We start from the raw sequence: 17545 nt of genomic DNA on the forward strand, positions 1-17545 counted from the left end.
GGAAGGCAATATGGTTGCATGGAATCCTGCGGCAACCACCGGAACCCGCCCGCCATGGACAATGAACGCATCGAGGAGCTTTTTGAAGGGCTTGGCCCGGTCACGATCCGGCGCCTGTTCGGCGGCAAGGGCATTTACCATCGTGGCGTGATCGTCGCCATCGTGCTGCGCGGCGAACTGATGCTGAAGGGCGACGACGAGACCGGCCCCGAATACGAGGCGGCCGGCGGCAGCCGCTGGACCTATGTCGGCAAGCGGCACGGCAAGACCGTCGCCATGCCCTACTGGACCGTGCCCGACGGCGCTCTGGATGATCCCGACGAGATGACGTTCTGGGCGCGCAAGGCCTACGAGGCCGGCGTGAGGAGCGAGAAGTAGGGTATTCAAACTGGCGAGCTATTGCCCGGCCGAATTTTTATCGGCCCACACCAATGATCAGTCAGACCAACGGATTTTGCATCCCTTGAGGTGGCGGGTATCAGCCGCGTAGTTGAGCTGGGCTTTAACACGGGCATTGTCCACAAACGGCTTGATCGCAGTAATCAATGCATCAGCTACAGGAATCGAAAAATCCGGTTTAGGAATACTGAGATTGTAGCCACTAGGATATCGTAGATCAAAGTCTGAATTCATCTCAGAGAGTTGATTGCATAGCGCCCTCAACATAGGGACTTGCGGGATCGGCACTCTGTCACATTCGTCTAAAATGTGAGAAAGGTTATGCCTCAGAGCTTTTCTCCCCAATTCACTTTTTCGCGTCCCATGAGCGACCAGAAAGGATTTTAAAAAAAGCTCTAACGAGTGTGTCAGCAAGAATGACTCGGCATGCCGATGGCGCAAATTCGATAACTGGGATAAAGCTTTAAACGCAGAAAGATAGTCGCTCCCGCGATCAAACAAGTCGCCAGAAAATAAGCCAAGCGGCTGTGGCATTTCCCACAGGGATTGGTTTATTTGGGTTAGTTGGACCAAGAATTCCCCGGAGGTATCGAAGCTACAGCGCCCTGGCGATCTTCGCCGCCAGGCGGGCGTTGTTCTCGACCAGCGCGATGTTGGTCTTCAGGCTGCGGCCGCCGGTGATGTCGAGGATCTTGCCCAGCAGGAACGGCGTCACCGCCTTGCCGCTCACGCCTTCGGCCTCGGCCGCCTTCTGCGCCGTTTCGATGTAGCCGGCCATTTCCGCCGCCGGAATCTCGTGTTCGGCAGGCACCGGGTTCGCCACCAGCATGCCGCCGCCCAGCCCGAGCGCCCGGCGCGTGGCCTGCAGGCGCGCGATCTTCCCGGGCGCGTCGAGCGTCAGCGGCGCCTTGAACGGCGATTGCCGCGACCAGAAGGCCGGCATCGTCTCGCAGCCATAGCCGATGACCGGCACGCCGCGCGTTTCCAGCACCTCCAGCGTCTTCTCGATGTCGAGGATCGCCTTGGCGCCGGCCGAGACGACGATCACCGGCGTGCGCGCCAGCTCGTCGAGGTCGGCGGAAATGTCGAAACTCTTTTCGGCGCCCTTGTGCACGCCACCGATGCCGCCGGTGGCGAACACGCCGATCCCCGCCAGATGCGCCAGGATCATCGTGGCGGCGACCGTCGTGCCGCCCGTGCGCCCTTCGGCCACGGCGAATGCCAGGTCGGCGCGCGACAGTTTCATGGCGCCGGTCGCGCGCGCCAGTTCCTCGCGCTCGGCGTCCGAAAGCCCGATCTTGATGCGCCCGCCCACGACGGCGATCGTCGCCGGCACCGCGCCTTCCCCGGAGATGATCTTTTCGACATTCGCCGCCATCGCGGCATTGTCGGGGTAGGGCATGCCATGGGTGATGATGGTCGATTCCAGCGCCACCACCGGCCGTCCGGCGGCAAGCGCCTCGGCCACGGGCGCGTGGATGTCGATGAAGGGACGTGCGGTTTCGGGCGTCATGGTCGTCTCCGTTCCGGCGCTGTCCGCCCGGCATGCGCAAACGCGCCGTCGGTAAGCAGCTTGATCGCCCTCATGCCACTTCCCGTGCTTGCGGCACAAGGGCCAGCGCGGCTTCGAAGGCTTCGGCGTCGAACCGGGGCGCGGCATCCGGGCTTTCGATGGCCAGCGTGGCGGCCGCCACACCCTCGCGCAGGGCATCGCGAAGGCCGAGCCCCCGCATCATGGCGGCGACCGTGGCGCCCGCCAGCGCGTCCCCGGCGCCTGTCACGTCGGCGATCCGGCGTGGCGCGGGCGGCGTGACGGTGAAGCCTCCGTCCGCATCGAACCCGGCCACCGGTTCGCTGCCGTCGGTCACGATGCCGCCCGGCAGTCCTGCGCCGCGCAAGGCCGCCAGCAGCCCCGGCATCGGCGTGTCCGCCGGAGCGCCGGCCAGCGCCACCGCTTCGCGCCGATTCATGAACAGCAGCTTCAGCCGCTTCACGAGCGGGGCAAGACGCACGACCTTGGCCGGCGAGATGGCTATGGCGAAGACGGGTTTTCCGCCCGCGAGGTCCATCAGGCGTTCCAGCGCGTCGGTGGGCAGGTTGGCGTCGGCAAGCACGGCATCGGCCGCGGCCACCGCGTCGCGCAGCTTGGCGCGCCGCATCTGCCGGGGAAGCGCCAGATCGTAGAGGCCCATATCGGCGAAGCCGACGATCAGCTCGCCCGCATTGTCCAGGATCGCGGTGTAGCTTGGCGTGGCGCGGTCCAGAAATACGACCGAATGATCCTCGATGCCGGCCTGCGCGATGGCGCGCGCCACGGTCTCGCCGGCGCTGTCGCCGCCGCGCACCGAAAGCAGCGCACCGCCCATGCCGCGCCGCACGGCCATGCGCAGCGCGTTGAAGACGCCGCCGCCTATGTCCTCCTTCATCGTGCCCGGATTGGATGCCGCCGGCGCATAGACACCCGAGACCTGCCCGCGCCGGTCGATATGCGCGCCGCCCGCGGCGAAGATCGTCGGCAGCCTGTTCATGCCGGCAACGCCTCCCTGTCCCCGCGCGGCCTATCCGCCCGCCTGTGATTGGGCAGGCGATTCGGCGGCGACTCGGGGGGCTCGTCTTGGGCCGCGTGAACGATGAACGGGCATCCGATCCTCAAAACAAAAAAAGAACAAAATTGGATAAAGCTTATTTTCCAACATGTTGCAAGTCTTGTCATGATGGAACAAAAAGGGTACATATTGCTGGGGATCACCGGGATGTCCGGCCTTCATTGACGACCAAGGGGTGATGTATCATGGCTCAGAACAGTTTGCGGCTCGTAGAGGACAAATCGGTGGATAAATCAAAGGCTCTGGATGCGGCGCTGTCGCAGATCGAGCGCGCTTTCGGCAAGGGCTCGATCATGCGGCTCGGCCAGAACGAGCAGGTGGTGGAGATCGAGACGGTGCCCACCGGCTCGCTGGGACTGGACATCGCGCTGGGCGTCGGCGGCCTGCCGCGCGGCCGCATCATCGAAATCTACGGGCCTGAAAGCTCGGGCAAGACGACGCTGGCTCTGCACACGGTCGCCGAGGCGCAGAAGAAGGGCGGCATCTGCGCCTTCGTTGACGCCGAGCACGCGCTCGATCCCGTCTATGCCCGCAAGCTCGGCGTCGATCTGGAGAACCTCCTGATCTCGCAGCCCGACACCGGCGAGCAGGCGCTGGAAATCTGCGACACGCTGGTGCGCTCGGGCGCCATCGACGTGCTGGTGGTGGACTCGGTGGCGGCGCTCACCCCCCGCGCCGAGATCGAGGGCGAGATGGGCGACGCGCTGCCCGGCCTGCAGGCGCGCCTGATGAGCCAGGCGCTGCGCAAGCTGACGGCGTCGATCTCGCGCTCCAACACCATGGTCATCTTCATCAACCAGATCCGCATGAAGATCGGCGTCATGTTCGGCTCGCCCGAAACCACGACCGGCGGCAACGCGTTGAAGTTCTATGCCTCCGTGCGCCTCGACATCCGGCGCATCGGCTCCATCAAGGACCGCGACGAGGTGGTCGGCAACCAGACGCGCGTCAAGGTGGTCAAGAACAAGCTGGCGCCGCCCTTCAAGGTGGTCGAGTTCGACATCATGTATGGCGAGGGCGTGTCCAAGACCGGCGAACTGGTCGACCTCGGCGTCAAGGCCGGCGTGGTCGAGAAGTCCGGCGCCTGGTTCTCCTACAATTCGCAGCGTCTCGGGCAGGGACGGGAGAACGCCAAGCAGTTCCTGCGCGACAATCCCGAGACCGCACGCGAGATCGAACTGGCGCTGCGCCAGAACGCCGGCCTGATCGCGGAGAAATTCCTGGAGAATGGCGGCCCCGGCGAAGACGACGCCGAGGACGAGGCCGGCGCGATGTAGGCTGGCGCCGCCTGCGCCGCTGTTGGTGAGGGGACTGTTCAAGGATGATTTGGGATCGCCGGCCGTCTGCGCCGGCGATCCGCGTTTGGCTGTGTGGCATTTCCCGCCCGCCATATCTACATGCGGGCATCCCCGGATATCGATGCGCCAGCGCCGCGGAAGCTTTGCGATCCCGCGGGACCGGGTGTTTCTGGACAGCGCCCGGGCCGGCAGCTAAAAGGCGCTGTTCCGTGCGCCGGCGATGCCGGCAGTTTTCGCGAAAAGGCAGCTTTTTATGAGTGGCGTCAACGAGATCAGGTCGGCATTCCTCGACTATTTCCGCAAGGAGGGCCACGAGGTCGTGCCGTCGAGCCCGCTTGTGCCGCGCAACGACCCGACCCTGATGTTCACCAATGCCGGCATGGTGCAGTTCAAGAACGTCTTCACCGGACTGGAGACGCGCCCCTACAGCCGCGCGGCCACCTCGCAGAAATGCGTGCGCGCCGGCGGCAAGCACAACGACCTCGACAATGTCGGCTACACCGCGCGCCACCACACCTTCTTCGAGATGCTCGGCAATTTCTCCTTTGGCGATTATTTCAAGGAGCGCGCCATCGAGCTTGCCTGGAACCTGATCACGCGCGAGTTCGGCCTGGCCAGGGACCGGCTTCTGGTCACCGTCTACCATACCGACGATGCGGCGGCCGGCTTCTGGAAGAAGATCGCCGGCCTGCCGGAGGAGAAGATCATCCGCATCGCCACCAGCGACAATTTCTGGGCGATGGGCGATACCGGCCCGTGCGGTCCCTGCTCGGAAATCTTCTACGATCACGGCGAAGGCATTCCCGGCGGCCCTCCCGGCAGCCCGGATGAGGACGGCGACCGTTTCATCGAGATCTGGAACCTGGTCTTCATGCAGTTCGAGCAGGTGACGAAGGAGGAGCGCATCGAGCTGCCGCGCCCCTCCATCGATACCGGCATGGGTCTGGAACGCATCGCGGCGGTGATGCAGGGCGTCCACGACAATTACGACATCGACCTGTTCAGGGCGCTGATCTGGGCTTCGGAAGACGCGACCGGCGTGCCGGCGGAAGGCAAGAACCGCGCGAGCCACCGCGTCATCGCCGACCATCTGCGCGCCTCCAGCTTCCTGATCGCCGACGGCGTGCTGCCGTCCAACGAGGGCCGCGGCTATGTGCTGCGCCGCATCATGCGCCGCGCCATGCGCCACGCGCAGCTCCTCGGCGCGTCCGAACCGCTGATGTGGCGGCTGGTGCCCGCGCTGGTGCGCGAGATGGGCCAGGCCTATCCCGAACTGGTGCGCGGCCAGGCGCTGATCACCGAAACGCTCAAGCTCGAGGAGACCCGTTTCCGCAAGACCCTGGCGCGGGGGCTCACCTTGCTCAACGAGGCCACCGAGGGCTTGGGCAGCGGCGACCGGCTGGACGGCGAAACCGCCTTCAAGCTCTACGACACCTACGGCTTCCCGCTCGACCTCACCCAGGACGCGCTGCGCCAGCGCGGCGTCGGCGTGGACCTCGAGCGCTTCGACGCGGCCATGGCGCGCCAGAAGGCCGAGGCGCGCGCCAATTGGGCCGGCTCGGGCGAAGCGGCGACGGAAGCCGTCTGGTTCGGCCTGCGCGAGAAGGTCGGCGCGACCGAATTCCTCGGCTACGAGACGGAGCAGGCCGAAGGCATCGTGCTGGCGCTGGTGCGCGACGGCGCGCCCGCCGATACGGTCGCCGCGGGCGAGACCGTCGCCGTCGTCGTGAACCAGACGCCGTTCTATGGCGAATCCGGCGGCCAGATGGGCGACACCGGCACCATCTCGGGCGAGGGCTTCTCGATCGAGGTCACCGACACGCAGAAGAAGGCCGACGGGCTGTTCGTGCATTTCGGCAAGGTCGTCGAGGGCACGGCCAGGGTCGGCGTTCCGGTCGAGCTGAAGGTCGACCACGCGCGCCGCACGCGCCTGCGCTCCAACCATTCGGCCACGCATCTGGTGCACGAGGCATTGCGCGAGGTGCTGGGCACGCATGTCGCGCAGAAGGGATCGCTGGTCGCGCCCGAGCGGCTGCGCTTCGACTTCTCGCATCCCAAGCCGATCTCGGCCGAGGAGCTTGAGAAGGTCGAGGAGATGGCAAACGAGATCGTCGTGCAGAACGCGCCCGTCGCCACTCGCCTGATGAGCGTCGACGACGCCATCGCCGAGGGCGCGATGGCGCTCTTCGGCGAGAAATACGGCGACGAGGTGCGCGTCGTCTCCATGGGCACGGCCCTGCACGGCGACAAGGCCGGCAAGCCCTATTCGGTGGAATTGTGCGGCGGCACGCATGTCTCCGCCACCGGCGACATCGGCCTGGTGCGGCTGGTTTCGGAAGGCGCGGTCGCGGCCGGCGTGCGGCGCATCGAGGCTTTGACCGGCGATGCCGCGCGGCGCTACCTCGACGAGCAGGAGCGGCGGCTGAAGTCGGTTGCGGCGACGCTGAAGATCTCCCCGGCAGAGGTTCCGGCACGCGTGGAGGCGCTGCTCGAGGAGCGCAAGAAGCTCGAGCGCGAACTGGCCGAGGCGCGCAAGAAGCTGGCGCTCGGCGGCGGTGCGGGAACCGGCGGCGCGGAGGCGGAAATCAAGGACGTCGGCGGAACGAAGTTCCTCGGCAAGGTGGTGCAGGGCGTGGCCCCGCGCGACCTGAAATCGCTGGCCGACGACGGCAAGAAGTCGCTCGGCTCGGGCGTCGTCACCTTTGTCGGCGTGGGCGAGGACGGCAAGGCGAGCGTCGTGGTCGCCGTCACCGACGATCTTACGGCGCGGTTCTCGGCGGTCGATCTGGTGCGCAAGGCATCCGCCGCGCTCGGCGGGCAGGGCGGCGGCGGGCGTCCCGACATGGCGCAGGCCGGCGGCCCGGATGCGGCGAAGGCCGATGCGGCGGTCGCCGCGGTGGAAGCCGCGCTCGCCGGCTGATCGATCACGCTGAGGCGCGGCAGACCGGAAAGGCGGAGCGATCCGCCTTTTCTTTCCGGGCGTGCAGTTCCGCGGATTTGCCAAATCCGGCTATGCCTGGACCATGTCGCCCGAAACCGGGGCCGGTTCAGGACAACGACATGCTTGAAAACAGGAACCTTAGGCGCGCCGCCTGAAACCGCCCGCGCGCGCCGCGCGTTATCCGAAGCCGGCCGTTTTGCGTGTGCGGCAAAACGTTTATTTCTGCGCGGCGATGATGGCCATCATCGGCCGCTCCATCTCGTCGGCCAGTGCGGGCTGGGCGTGCAACTGCTGCGGCGTTGGCGACCATTCCACCAGCCGCCGCACCGAGAAGCCCGCATCGATCAGCGCATTCAGCGTCGTTGCCAGCCTGCGGTGATATTTGAGCACGCCCTTGGCGAACCAGTCGGTGCGCCGCTCCCCCTCCACGGCGTAGTGGTCGACCGGCCAACTGCGCTGGCCATCCTTCGTCAGCCAGCCCGGCTGGGCAGGGGCCATATAGATCGGATGCTCTATGCTGAAGACCAGTTGCGAGCCGGGCTTTAGCGCCCGGAAGATCGTCGCGGCCAGTCGGCCGAAGTCCGCGACATAGTGAAAAGCCAGGGAAGAATAGGCGAAGTCGAACGCCTCGCGGGGCAGGTCCAGCGTTTCCAGGTCGGCCCGCTCGTAGCGCACGGCGGGATCGGATGTTTCGGCGCGCGCCCTGGCCAGCATGTTTTCGGAAAGGTCGAGGCCGAGGACGGAAGCCGCGCCTTGCGAGCGCGCCCAGCGCGCGAACCAGCCGAAGCCGCATCCCAGATCGACGATATGCCTGCCTGCCAGGTCGGGCAGGAGCGCGCGGATGGCCGGCCATTCGGGCGCGCCGTCCAGGCCGTGCACGGAGCGGGCGAGCCCGCTGTAGCCTTGGAAGAATTCCGGCGTGTCGTAGATGTTCTGTGCCATTTTCGGCCTCCATCGATATGTCGGCGGCGGACATGGGCGCAAGGGCTATCCCGTGCGGCAGATGGGTTCAAGCCGTTATCGGCCCGGCATCCCGGCGCGAGAGCACAGCAAGAAGGCGGCCGGGCAGCCGCCTTCTTGCAGCAGTCATGTTCTCATTCGTCGCCGAACAGGGCTTTCCAGGCGATGGCGCCGATCGCCGCGCCGACGATGGGTGCCAGCCAGAACAGCCAGAGCTGGCTGAACGCGGCCGTCTGCGCGAACAGCGCCGCGCCGGTGGAGCGCGCCGGGTTGACCGACGTGTTGGTGACCGGAATCGAGACCAGGTGGATCAGCGTCAGGGTCAGGCCGATCGCCAGCGGCGCGAAGCCGGCCGGCGCCCGGGGCGCGGTCGTGGCCAGGATGATGAAGATGAAGAACGCCGTCATCGCCATTTCCATGATGAGGGCGGAGTGCAGCGTATATTTGCCGGGGGAAAGATCGCCGAAGCCGTTCGAGGCAAAGCCGCCTGCTTCGAAGCCCGGCTTGCCGGAAGCGATCAGGTAGAGCACGGTCGCCGCCACGGCCGCGCCGATCACCTGCGCGACGATGTAGCCGACGAGTTCACCGGCCGGCAGGCGTCCGCCCACGACCATGCCGACCGACACCGCCGGATTGAAATGGCCGCCGGAAATGCCGCCGACGGCGTAGGCCATGGTGACCACCGTAAGACCGAAGGCGAGCGCGACCCCGAGCAGGCCGATACCCACATCCGGAAAGGCGGACGCGATTATCGCCGCGCCGCAGCCGCAGAACACGAGCCAGAAGGTGCCGAAAAATTCGGCGGCAAGCTTCCTTTGCATGAGTCCCCTCCCAGTAACGAAAAGTTACAGGGCGGAACTTACGCCGAGTCGCGGGACACGCAAAGCGGGTGGCGCGCGGGACTACAACCCGCACGGCCCCCTGATTTTAAAGTGATTCTTGACTGGCGTTGGACTGTAACATCAGCGACGGTCAAGCGGGTGCCGTACCTGCAAAACTCGTGCGCGCTGCGACGCGTTCCCACCAGGCGCGGAGCAGGGGAAATCCGGATAGAAGGGAACGCCCTTCTTCGACTTTGAGAAAATAGCCGATCATCGGGGCCGCATGCAGGTCGGCCAGTGTGAGCTGATCCCCCAGCAGCCAGTCTCCCGTTGCCTTCAGACCGGAAAGGACACGCAGCACCGTGTCGGAAGTGTGCAGGCCGGCGGCAATCCGCTCTTCGTCGGGAGCATCGTTCTCCAGTCTTTCCACCGCGACGTTCCCAGATCATCGACCGGTCGGCATAGGCATCGAGCAGGCCGATGATCTGGTTCATCGTCGCACGCGATCTTGGGTCTCGCGGCTGCAGCGCCGGACCGTTGAACGCCTCATCGACGTAACGGGTTATGGCGCCGGTTTCATAGAGCCGGAACCCGTCGTGCTCGAAGGCCGGAATGCGCCCGAACGGGTGGAAAGCGAGATACCATTTCGGCGGTCCACCTTCGGCAAAGACGTCGACCGGAACGAGCTCATGGTCGACGCCCTTTTCCGCCAGCGTCATGCGCGCAATGCGCACATAGACGCTGTAGCTGGCACCGTAGAGGCGTGGGCGGCTTATCTCCGTGCTCCGCTCAGGCCGCCGCCATCGCCTTCTGGAGGTTCTCGTCGATCTTGTCGAGGAAGCCGGTTGTGGAAAGCCAGGGCTGGTCCGGGCCGATCAGCAGTGACAGGTCCTTGGTCATGTAGCCGGCCTCGACGGTCTGGATGCAGACCCGCTCCAGCGTCTCGGCGAAGCGCTTCAGTTCGCCGTTGTCGTCCAGCTTGGCGCGGTGCGCGAGGCCGCGCGTCCAGGCGAAGATCGAGGCGATGGAGTTGGTCGAGGTCTCCTCGCCCTTCTGGTGCTGGCGATAGTGGCGCGTCACCGTGCCGTGCGCGGCTTCCGCCTCCACCGTCTTGCCGTCCGGCGTCATCAGCACCGAGGTCATCAGGCCGAGCGAGCCGAAGCCCTGCGCCACCGTGTCGGACTGCACGTCGCCGTCATAGTTCTTGCACGCCCACACATAGCCGCCGGACCATTTCAGCGAGGAAGCGACCATGTCGTCGATCAGGCGGTGCTCGTACCAGATCTTGCGCTTCTCGAACTCGGCCTTGAATTCCTTCTCGTACACCTCCTGGAAGATGTCCTTGAAGCGGCCGTCATAGGCTTTCAGGATGGTGTTCTTGGTCGAGAGATAGACAGGATAGTTGCGCAGCAGGCCGTAATTCAGCGAGGCGCGGGCGAATTCGCGGATCGATTCGTCCAGGTTGTACATGGCCATGGCCACGCCCGAGCCCGGCGCGTCGAACACGTCGTGCTCGATGGTGGTGCCGTCCTCGCCGACGAACTTGATGGTCAGCTTGCCCTTGCCGGGGAAGCGGAAGTCGGTGGCGCGGTACTGGTCGCCGAAGGCGTGGCGGCCGACGACGATCGGCTTGGTCCAGCCCGGCACCAGGCGCGGCACGTTCTTCATGATGATCGGCTCGCGGAAGATGGTGCCGCCCAGTATGTTGCGGATGGTGCCGTTGGGCGACTTCCACATCTTCTTGAGCTTGAATTCCTCGACGCGGGCCTCGTCGGGCGTGATGGTGGCGCATTTCACGCCCACGCCGTATTTGTTGATGGCGTTGGCGGCGTCGATGGTCACCTGGTCGTTGGTGGCGTCGCGGTTCTCGATGCCGAGATCGTAATATTCCAGCTTGAGGTCGAGATAGGGGTGGATGAGCTTGTCCTTGATGAACTGCCAGATGATGCGGGTCATCTCGTCGCCGTCGAGTTCGACGACCGGGTTCTCCACCTTGATCTTCGCCATGGAATGAAAGCCTCGCTGCTGCGGATTTCGGGCGGCCTTGCCCTGTCGGCTTCGGCCGGGTTGCGGCTGCTATACCAAAGCGGGAAAGGGGGCGCAAACGCGCACAGCGCCCGAGCGCTTAACTTCCTTTTTTCCGCGCCGCGACACCGCTCCCGTGTCTGAGGCCGAGGCGAAAGCCTCCGCCGGCGAGCGCCCTGCGCACCGTCTCCAGCATTTCCTGCCTGCTGAGGCCGGCGGTCTCGATCCGATGGCGGTCCAGCCTGTCCAGTTGCGAGAACTGGTCGTGCAGGGCGCCGATCGGAACCGGATCGGTTAGCGTATCGCCGCCCCGCAACTGGCAGCGCTTTATCGCTTCGTCGAGGTCGGGGCGCAGCACGATATAGTGCAGGGGATGCCTGACGGCGCGAAACGCGGCCAGGAACCACGGCCCGATGATGCCGTCGATCACCACGAAATAGCCGCCGGCCGCGTAGCCCTCGGCTGCGGCGCAAAGCACGCCCATGACCACCCCGTTCTGCTTGTCGGCTTCCGGCAGGTACGGCGCGATGCCGCCGTTCCTTATGAAATGCCAGAAGTCGTCGGCATGCAGATGGACCGCCGGCTGGCCGCAGCTCTCGACAAGGCTGCGCGCAACCGTCGTCTTTCCGGCGCCGGGAGGACCTGTGAGGACGAGTATCTGTCCGGATAGGTCTGACATGGCGCAATGATCGCCCCATGTCCCCGGCCGGTCAAGTTTGGCGGGGGTGGCGAACCATGTAGCTTCATTTTCGCGCCCGGATGTGTCAGGGACAGCAAAAAGCCGCAAAACGACATTCATTGAAGCACATGCCGTCCTCAGAAGCCTCCGCCACACTTGCCGCCTCCGGTCCGGCCGTCATCCTGGTCGAGCCGCAGCTCGGCGAGAATATCGGCATGGTGGCGCGCGCCATGGCCAATTTCGGCCTGTCGGAGCTCCGGCTGGTCAATCCGCGCGACGGCTGGCCGAGCGAGAAGGCGCGAGCGGCGGCGAGCCGCGCCGATCACGTCATCGACGCCGTGCGCGTCTTCGACGACCTGCCCGCCGCCGTGGCGGACCTGAATTTCGTCTTCGCCACCACGGCGCGCGAGCGCGACGGCTTCAAGCCCGTGCGCGGCCCGGTCGAGGCGGGCAGGGCGCTGCGGGCGCGCGCGGCTTCCGGCCAGCGCACCGGCATATTGTTCGGGCGCGAGCGCTTCGGCCTCTATAACGAGGAGGTCGGGCTGGCCGACGAGATCGTCACCTTCCCGGTCGATCCGGGCTTTTCGTCGCTCAACATCGCCCAGGCCGTGCTTCTGATGTCGTATGAGTGGATGAAGTCCGGGCTCGAAAGCGAGACGCAGACGAATTTCTCCAGCCCGGAAATGGCGCCGGCCACCAAGGAGCAGTTGCACGGTCTGTTCGCGCATCTGGAGGCGGCGCTGGACGCGCGCGGCTATTTCCGCCCCGAGGCGAAGAAGCCGAAGATGGTCGACAACCTGCGCGCCGTGCTGACGCGCGCCGGCTTCGCCGAGCCGGAACTCAAGGTGCTGCGCGGCGTCGTCGCCTCGCTCGACTATTTCTCGCCGAAGGAGCCGCGCGGCGCAGGCTATCCCGAGCGCAAGGCGAAGGCCGACCGCGACGCGCATGGCGAGGGCGAGACCACCGGCAAGGATCGCGACGATGGCTGAACAGCGCCCGGTGCTGATGTTCGATTCCGGCATAGGCGGGCTCACGGTGCTGCGCGAGGCGCGCGTGCTGATGCCCGACCGCCGCTTCGTCTATATCGCCGACGACGCCGCCTTTCCCTACGGCGCATGGGAGAAGGAGGCGCTCAGCGCCCGCATCCTCGACCTGTTCGGCACGCTGCTTGCGAAATACGAGCCGGAAATCTCGGTCATTCCCTGTAACACGGCTTCCACGCTGGTCATCGACCTGCTGCGCAGGAAATTTCCGGGCCACCCCTTCGTCGGCACGGTTCCCGCCATCAAGCCGGCGGCGGAACGCACCCGCTCCGGTCTCGTCTCGGTGCTGGCGACCCCCGGCACGGTGAAGCGGCAATATACGCGCGACCTGATCGAGACATGGGCGCAGAAATGCCATGTGCGCCTCGTCGGCTCCGACCGGCTGGCGGCGCTTGCCGAAACCTATATGCGCGAGGGCTTCGTCGACGAGGAGGCCGTGCGCGCCGAAATCGCCCCCTGCTTCATGGAACGGGACGGCGCGCGCACCGACATCGTGGTGCTGGGCTGCACGCACTACCCCTTCCTGGTCAACCGCATGCGCAAGACCGCGCCCTGGCCAGTGGACTGGCTCGACCCGGCCGAGGCCATCGCGCGCCGCGCGCTTTCGCTGCTCAACGAGAAGAGTCCGGCCGGACGCACGGAGCTTGCGGCAAACGGCACCGACCTGGCCGTCTTCACCTCCGGCCGGACCGATTTCGCCACCCGCCGGCTGATGCAGGGCTTCGGCCTCGCCGTCGCCTGAACGGCAGGGCACCCGATCACATTCCCCGAAAAGGCGGAACGCCCCGCAACCATGGGCGTTGTCTTCCCCTGACAAGGAGAAGAAAAATGCCTGCTACCTCGAAGGCTCAGCAAAAGGCCGCGGGTGCCGCCCTGTCGGCCAAGCGCGGTGAAACCAAGAAGAGCGAACTTCGCGGCGCATCGAAGGGAATGTACGAATCGATGAGCGAAAAGCAGCTCGAGGAATTCGCCGAGACGAAGCGCAAGGGCCTGCCGAACAAGAAATCCAAGGATTGAGTTCAAACAGGCCTGCATTCAACCGGCCGCACGAATGCGGCCGGTTTCGATGCGTGAAGATCAGTAGCAGCGGCGGCCAACCTTGACGCGAATAACCTGACGCTGGCCATGGCGCCACACGACGCGCTTCTTGTAGATGTCGCGGCACACGCGGTGGTGCTTGTAATACGGCCGGTGATGCCTGCCGGGTTCGCTGTAATGGCTGCCGCGCCCGTAGCTTTCCGCAAGGGCGCTGCCGGCGAAAGTGCCGCTGAGGATGAGGGCCGCGCCGGCGGCGATGAACAGATTTTTCATGCACTAAGTCCTTTTGTTTGCGCCACGAAGCCGTCACCAACGGCAACGTGACGTTGAAAAACGAGATGGTCCCGTAGCGGGTTCCCGGTGCTTTCCACGCGCCGCCGCAGCAGTTGCCAAAATGCAACTGTCGGAAGCCACCCCGGGCCCGTTGCCGGTAGTCGGGCGTAGAGTGCCTGCCGCAATCCTCTGCATGCCGCTCCGCATGGCTTTCGATGCGGCGGCTGCTTGACAGCGGGTGGGCTTTAAGTCTATCGGAAGCCCATCAAACACCGGGCCGCAACGCCCGGTGGTTTGTTTTATGCCGCAAGATCGGCGGTTTCAGTCGGTCCTGCATGTTAGACGTGTCCCGTGGGTTTCGCCATCGCTTGCGTGGGAAACCCTGTCAGGTCCCGAAAACGGGGGCCAGAGGAGGGCGCGTTTCCTTCGCCCGGCCGGTGGCCGGGTGCAACGTTTTGAAAGGGAATGCGATGAGCAAACGCGAATCCGCAAAGTACAAACTCGACCGCCGTCTCGGCGAGAATATCTGGGGCCGCCCGAAGTCCCCGGTCAACAAGCGCGAATACGGCCCCGGCCAGCACGGCCAGCGCCGCAAGGGCAAGCTGTCCGATTTCGGCCTGCAGCTGCGCGCCAAGCAGAAGCTGAAGGGTCACTACGGCGACGTTTCCGAGAAGCAGTTCCGCAAGACCTACGAGGAGGCCAACCGCCGCAAGGGCGACACCTCCGAGAACCTGATCGGCCTGCTGGAGTCGCGCCTCGACGCCGTCGTCTACCGCGCCAAGTTCGTGCCGACGATCTTCGCCGCGCGCCAGTTCGTCAATCACGGCCACATCAACGTCAACGGCCGCCGCGTCAACATCGGCTCGTATCGCTGCAAGCCGGGCGACGTGATCGAGGTGCGCGAGAAGTCGAAGCAGCTCGTCATGGTGCTGGAGGCCGTGCAGCTCGCCGAGCGCGACGTGCCGGACTACATCGAAGCCGACCACAACAAGATGACCGCCACCTTCCAGCGCATCCCCGGTCTGGCCGACGTGCCGTTCGCGGTGCAGATGGAGCCGAACCTGGTCGTCGAATTCTATTCGCGCTGACCGGTTTTCGCTTTCGAGCAGAAAAGGCCGCCTCCGGGCGGCCTTTTCTTTGGCGGGCAGGTCGGTTAGAGCAATTCCAGCAAAAGTGCGCAGCGGTATTGCACCGGGAATTGCGTGAAAACAAAGAGATAGAGCTTTCCTGCGATTCAGCGGAAAAGCGGAAATGCTCCAGGACGCCTGCGAAAACGGAAGGCGACGCACCATGAACATGCAGCCAGCCCAGATCGAGCCGGATGAAGCCGAAGCCGGCTGCCATCCGCTGTTTCGAGACGCGCCCTCGTCGGTGGAGTTCAACAAGCTGCGCAAGCGGCTGCTGCGGAATGCGCGGCAGGCCATCGACGACTTCGCCATGCTGAAGCCCGGCGGGCGCTGGCTGGTGGCGCTTTCCGGCGGCAAGGATTCCTACGGCCTGCTGGCGCTGCTGCTCGAGCTCAAATGGCGCGGCCTGCTGCCCGTCGACCTGCTTGCCTGCAATCTCGACCAGGGCCAGCCGAACTTCCCGAAGCATATCCTGCCCGACTACCTGAACGCCAACGGCATCGCGCACCGCATCGAATATCAGGACACCTATTCGATCGTCACCGACAAGCTGCCCGAAACGAGCACCTATTGCTCGCTCTGCTCGCGCCTGCGCCGCGGGCACCTCTATCGCATCGCGCGCGAGGAGGGCTGTTCGGCGCTGGTGCTCGGCCACCACCGCGAGGACATCCTCGAAACCTTCTTCATGAACCTGTTCCACGGCGGGCGTCTGGCCGCCATGCCGCCCAAGCTCGTCAACGACGAGGGCGACGTCATGGTGCTGCGGCCGCTGGCCTATTGCGCGGAGGAGGATCTGGAGAAGTTCGCGGCCGGCATGCGTTTTCCCATCATTCCCTGCGACCTGTGCGGCTCGCAGGAAGGGTTGCAGCGCAACGCCATGAAGGCGATGCTGGAAGACATCGAGAAGCGCATGCCCGGCCGCAAGGACACGATGATAAGGGCGCTCACCAATGTGCGCCCCTCGCATCTGCTCGACCGCAAGCTGTTCGATTTCGCCGGCCTGATGCCGGCTGTGTCCTAGCTACCCGGTCACACCCGCGGATTGTGCGGCTGGAACATCCGTCCGCGCTCCGCCACCAGCACCGCCGCCAGCGCGCCGAGCGACACCAGGCAGAAACCCACTGCCAGCGGCGTCACCGTGCCGTCGAAGGCCTGGCCGATCATCGTGCCGAGCAGTCCTCCGAGGAAGGTCTGCATGAAGCCGAGCACGGAGGAGGCGGTGCCGGCCAGCGCGCCCAGCGGCTCCATCGCCAGCGCGTTGAAGTTCGAGCCCAGCATCGCGAAGGGGATCATCGCCGAGGCGAAGATGGCGATGAACAGCAGAAGCGGTATCTGCCCGGCCAGCGACAGCACCAGCCACAACAGGCTGATGCCGAGGAACGCCAGCAGCGCGCCCTGCGACAGGCGGCGCATGCCGATGCGCCCCACCAGCCGCGCATTGGCGAAGTTCGCCAGCGCGATCATGCCGGCCACGCAGGCGAAGATCACCGGGAACATCTCGCCGACGCCATAGATGCCGACATAGATCTGCTGCGAGGAATTGATGAAGCCGAACATGGCCGCGAAGGTGAAGGTGCTGGCCAGCGCGTAGCAGAGCGCCACGCGATTGGTGAGCACGATGCCGAAGCCGCCCAGGATCGCCTCGGCCGTCAGCGGGCGGCGATATTCGGGATGCAGCGTCTCGGGCAGCCGCAGCACCGCCCAGGCGGAGATGACGAGCGCGCCCAGCGCCATCGCCACGAAGATGAAGTGCCAGCTCGCGAACAGCATGACGAACTGGCCGATGCCCGGCGCCACCACCGGGATCGCCATGAACACCATGAAGATCAGCGACATGACCTCGGCCATGCGCCGGCCCTCGAACGTGTCGCGCACGATGGAGACGGCGATGACGCGGGTCGCGGCTGCGCCGATGCCCTGCACCAGCCGGCAGGCGAGCAATGTCGCGAAGCTCGGCGCGACGGCGGCCGCGCCGGCGGCGAGGATGTAGATCGCCAGGCCCACGATCAGCGGCGGACGGCGGCCGAAACGATCGGAAAGCGGCCCGAAGAAAAGCTGCGCGCCGCCGAAGCCGAGGATATAGGCGGTGATGACATATTGCCGGTGGTTCTCGTTTTCCACGCCGAGGCTGCCGCCGATCTGCTGCAGGGCCGGCAGCATGATGTCGATGGCCAGCGAGTTCAGCGCCATCAGCGCCGCGCACAGCGCGATGAATTCCCAGCGCGGGATGGGCAGCCGTATTGCCGTTGCGGTGGTTGGCGCCGCCTGTTCCATGAAAGTTCAGTCCCCAAACGAAATGCGCCGGCAGGCCGGCGCATTGTCTGTCTAGTCCCGC

General features: G+C 65.4%; 17 protein-coding genes and 1 pseudogene. 8 read left to right on the forward strand and 10 right to left on the reverse strand.

Annotated elements, in window-relative coordinates; genetic code table 11:
- The first annotated feature begins 54 nt into the window (after positions 1 to 54).
- On the forward strand, positions 55 to 378 hold the full coding sequence (locus QU595_RS05355; protein WP_315919644.1) for a TfoX/Sxy family protein: 324 nt from the start codon (positions 55 to 57) through the stop codon (positions 376 to 378).
- A gap of 57 nt (positions 379 to 435) precedes the next feature.
- On the opposite strand, the gene QU595_RS05360 is transcribed toward QU595_RS05355, so the two are convergent.
- The 3 genes from QU595_RS05360 to QU595_RS05370 all read right to left on the reverse strand — a co-directional run bounded on the left by QU595_RS05360 (position 436) and on the right by QU595_RS05370 (position 2927).
- Positions 436 to 972 carry a hypothetical protein gene (locus QU595_RS05360; protein WP_315919645.1) on the reverse strand — a complete coding sequence of 179 codons (537 nt, stop codon included), beginning with the start codon at positions 970 to 972 and terminating at the stop codon, positions 436 to 438.
- Positions 973 to 994: 22 nt separating this feature from the next.
- Complete coding sequence (locus QU595_RS05365) at positions 995 to 1912, reverse strand: pseudouridine-5'-phosphate glycosidase (protein ID WP_315919646.1); 918 nt, start codon at positions 1910 to 1912, stop codon at positions 995 to 997.
- 70 nt (positions 1913 to 1982) lie between these two features.
- Positions 1983 to 2927, reverse strand: coding sequence for a carbohydrate kinase family protein (locus tag QU595_RS05370; RefSeq protein WP_315919647.1), 945 nt, complete (start codon positions 2925 to 2927; stop codon positions 1983 to 1985).
- Positions 2928 to 3190: 263 nt separating this feature from the next.
- On the opposite strand from QU595_RS05370, the gene recA reads away from it, so the two are divergent.
- Both recA and alaS read left to right on the forward strand, forming a co-directional pair.
- Entirely contained in the window at positions 3191 to 4282 is a 1092-nt protein-coding gene (gene recA, locus QU595_RS05375) for a recombinase RecA (RefSeq protein ID WP_315919648.1), read from the forward strand.
- A 274-nt stretch (positions 4283 to 4556) separates the two neighbouring features.
- Positions 4557 to 7223 (forward strand): alanine--tRNA ligase, encoded by a 2667-nt coding sequence (alaS, locus tag QU595_RS05380; RefSeq protein ID WP_315919649.1) that lies wholly within the window; start codon positions 4557 to 4559, stop codon positions 7221 to 7223.
- 237 nt (positions 7224 to 7460) lie between these two features.
- Here alaS and QU595_RS05385 read toward each other — a convergent pair whose 3' ends face one another.
- The 5 genes and pseudogenes from QU595_RS05385 to QU595_RS05405 form a co-directional block, all read right to left on the reverse strand.
- Positions 7461 to 8186, reverse strand: a complete 726-nt coding sequence (locus QU595_RS05385; RefSeq protein ID WP_315919650.1) for a class I SAM-dependent methyltransferase — start codon at positions 8184 to 8186, stop codon at positions 7461 to 7463.
- A 152-nt stretch (positions 8187 to 8338) separates the two neighbouring features.
- A complete protein-coding gene (aqpZ, locus tag QU595_RS05390; protein WP_315919651.1) occupies positions 8339 to 9025 on the reverse strand; it encodes an aquaporin Z in 687 nt (228 codons plus the stop codon).
- Between the two features lie 151 nt (positions 9026 to 9176).
- A pseudogene (locus QU595_RS05395) lies at positions 9177 to 9744 on the reverse strand (glutathione S-transferase family protein).
- 70 nt (positions 9745 to 9814) lie between these two features.
- A complete protein-coding gene (locus QU595_RS05400) occupies positions 9815 to 11032 on the reverse strand; it encodes an NADP-dependent isocitrate dehydrogenase (RefSeq protein ID WP_315919652.1) in 1218 nt (405 codons plus the stop codon).
- Positions 11033 to 11150: 118 nt separating this feature from the next.
- The gene (locus tag QU595_RS05405) at positions 11151 to 11729 is read right to left on the reverse strand and encodes an AAA family ATPase (RefSeq protein WP_315919653.1); all 579 of its coding nucleotides are present in this window, start codon (positions 11727 to 11729) and stop codon (positions 11151 to 11153) included.
- 128 nt (positions 11730 to 11857) lie between these two features.
- Between QU595_RS05405 and QU595_RS05410 the strand changes: the two genes are divergently transcribed.
- The 3 genes from QU595_RS05410 to QU595_RS05420 all read left to right on the forward strand — a co-directional run bounded on the left by QU595_RS05410 (position 11858) and on the right by QU595_RS05420 (position 13789).
- Positions 11858 to 12718 carry an RNA methyltransferase gene (locus QU595_RS05410; RefSeq protein WP_315919654.1) on the forward strand — a complete coding sequence of 287 codons (861 nt, stop codon included), beginning with the start codon at positions 11858 to 11860 and terminating at the stop codon, positions 12716 to 12718.
- Positions 12711 to 13514 carry a glutamate racemase gene (murI, locus tag QU595_RS05415; RefSeq protein WP_315919655.1) on the forward strand — a complete coding sequence of 268 codons (804 nt, stop codon included), beginning with the start codon at positions 12711 to 12713 and terminating at the stop codon, positions 13512 to 13514. The genes QU595_RS05410 and murI overlap by 8 nt, the downstream gene beginning before the upstream one ends.
- A gap of 86 nt (positions 13515 to 13600) precedes the next feature.
- Positions 13601 to 13789: a DUF3008 family protein gene (locus QU595_RS05420; RefSeq protein ID WP_315919656.1), complete on the forward strand. Its 189-nt coding sequence runs from the start codon at positions 13601 to 13603 to the stop codon at positions 13787 to 13789.
- Between the two features lie 60 nt (positions 13790 to 13849).
- On the opposite strand, the gene QU595_RS05425 is transcribed toward QU595_RS05420, so the two are convergent.
- The gene (locus QU595_RS05425; protein WP_315919657.1) at positions 13850 to 14083 is read right to left on the reverse strand and encodes a hypothetical protein; all 234 of its coding nucleotides are present in this window, start codon (positions 14081 to 14083) and stop codon (positions 13850 to 13852) included.
- A gap of 470 nt (positions 14084 to 14553) precedes the next feature.
- Here QU595_RS05425 and rpsD point away from each other — a divergent pair, with 470 nt between their 5' ends.
- A complete protein-coding gene (gene rpsD / locus QU595_RS05430; RefSeq protein ID WP_315919658.1) occupies positions 14554 to 15171 on the forward strand; it encodes a 30S ribosomal protein S4 in 618 nt (205 codons plus the stop codon).
- 202 nt (positions 15172 to 15373) lie between these two features.
- Entirely contained in the window at positions 15374 to 16231 is an 858-nt protein-coding gene (gene ttcA / locus QU595_RS05435) for a tRNA 2-thiocytidine(32) synthetase TtcA (RefSeq protein ID WP_315919659.1), read from the forward strand.
- Between the two features lie 8 nt (positions 16232 to 16239).
- Here the strand turns inward: ttcA and QU595_RS05440 are convergent, their stop codons facing one another.
- The gene (locus QU595_RS05440) at positions 16240 to 17484 is read right to left on the reverse strand and encodes a multidrug effflux MFS transporter (RefSeq protein WP_315919660.1); all 1245 of its coding nucleotides are present in this window, start codon (positions 17482 to 17484) and stop codon (positions 16240 to 16242) included.
- Positions 17485 to 17545: the final 61 nt, after the last annotated feature.

The sequence above is a fragment of the Mesorhizobium sp. SP-1A genome (assembly GCF_032460275.1).
In the GTDB taxonomy this organism is placed as follows: Bacteria; Pseudomonadota; Alphaproteobacteria; order Rhizobiales; family Rhizobiaceae; genus Mesorhizobium.

What these genes read in the sequence shown, in the direction of transcription:
- QU595_RS05355 (WP_315919644.1), top strand. Translation starts at nt 55, where the DNA reads ATGGACAATGAACGCATCGAGGAGCTTTTTGAAGGGCTTGGCCCGGTC.
- QU595_RS05365 (WP_315919646.1), bottom strand. Translation starts at nt 1,912, where the DNA reads ATGACGCCCGAAACCGCACGTCCCTTCATCGACATCCACGCGCCCGTG.
- QU595_RS05370 (WP_315919647.1), bottom strand. Translation starts at nt 2,927, where the DNA reads ATGAACAGGCTGCCGACGATCTTCGCCGCGGGCGGCGCGCATATCGAC.
- recA (WP_315919648.1), top strand. Translation starts at nt 3,191, where the DNA reads ATGGCTCAGAACAGTTTGCGGCTCGTAGAGGACAAATCGGTGGATAAA.
- alaS (WP_315919649.1), top strand. Translation starts at nt 4,557, where the DNA reads ATGAGTGGCGTCAACGAGATCAGGTCGGCATTCCTCGACTATTTCCGC.
- QU595_RS05385 (WP_315919650.1), bottom strand. Translation starts at nt 8,186, where the DNA reads ATGGCACAGAACATCTACGACACGCCGGAATTCTTCCAAGGCTACAGC.
- aqpZ (WP_315919651.1), bottom strand. Translation starts at nt 9,025, where the DNA reads ATGCAAAGGAAGCTTGCCGCCGAATTTTTCGGCACCTTCTGGCTCGTG.
- QU595_RS05400 (WP_315919652.1), bottom strand. Translation starts at nt 11,032, where the DNA reads ATGGCGAAGATCAAGGTGGAGAACCCGGTCGTCGAACTCGACGGCGAC.
- QU595_RS05405 (WP_315919653.1), bottom strand. Translation starts at nt 11,729, where the DNA reads ATGTCAGACCTATCCGGACAGATACTCGTCCTCACAGGTCCTCCCGGC.
- QU595_RS05410 (WP_315919654.1), top strand. Translation starts at nt 11,858, where the DNA reads ATGCCGTCCTCAGAAGCCTCCGCCACACTTGCCGCCTCCGGTCCGGCC.
- murI (WP_315919655.1), top strand. Translation starts at nt 12,711, where the DNA reads ATGGCTGAACAGCGCCCGGTGCTGATGTTCGATTCCGGCATAGGCGGG.
- QU595_RS05420 (WP_315919656.1), top strand. Translation starts at nt 13,601, where the DNA reads ATGCCTGCTACCTCGAAGGCTCAGCAAAAGGCCGCGGGTGCCGCCCTG.
- QU595_RS05425 (WP_315919657.1), bottom strand. Translation starts at nt 14,083, where the DNA reads ATGAAAAATCTGTTCATCGCCGCCGGCGCGGCCCTCATCCTCAGCGGC.
- rpsD (WP_315919658.1), top strand. Translation starts at nt 14,554, where the DNA reads ATGAGCAAACGCGAATCCGCAAAGTACAAACTCGACCGCCGTCTCGGC.
- ttcA (WP_315919659.1), top strand. Translation starts at nt 15,374, where the DNA reads ATGAACATGCAGCCAGCCCAGATCGAGCCGGATGAAGCCGAAGCCGGC.
- QU595_RS05440 (WP_315919660.1), bottom strand. Translation starts at nt 17,484, where the DNA reads ATGGAACAGGCGGCGCCAACCACCGCAACGGCAATACGGCTGCCCATC.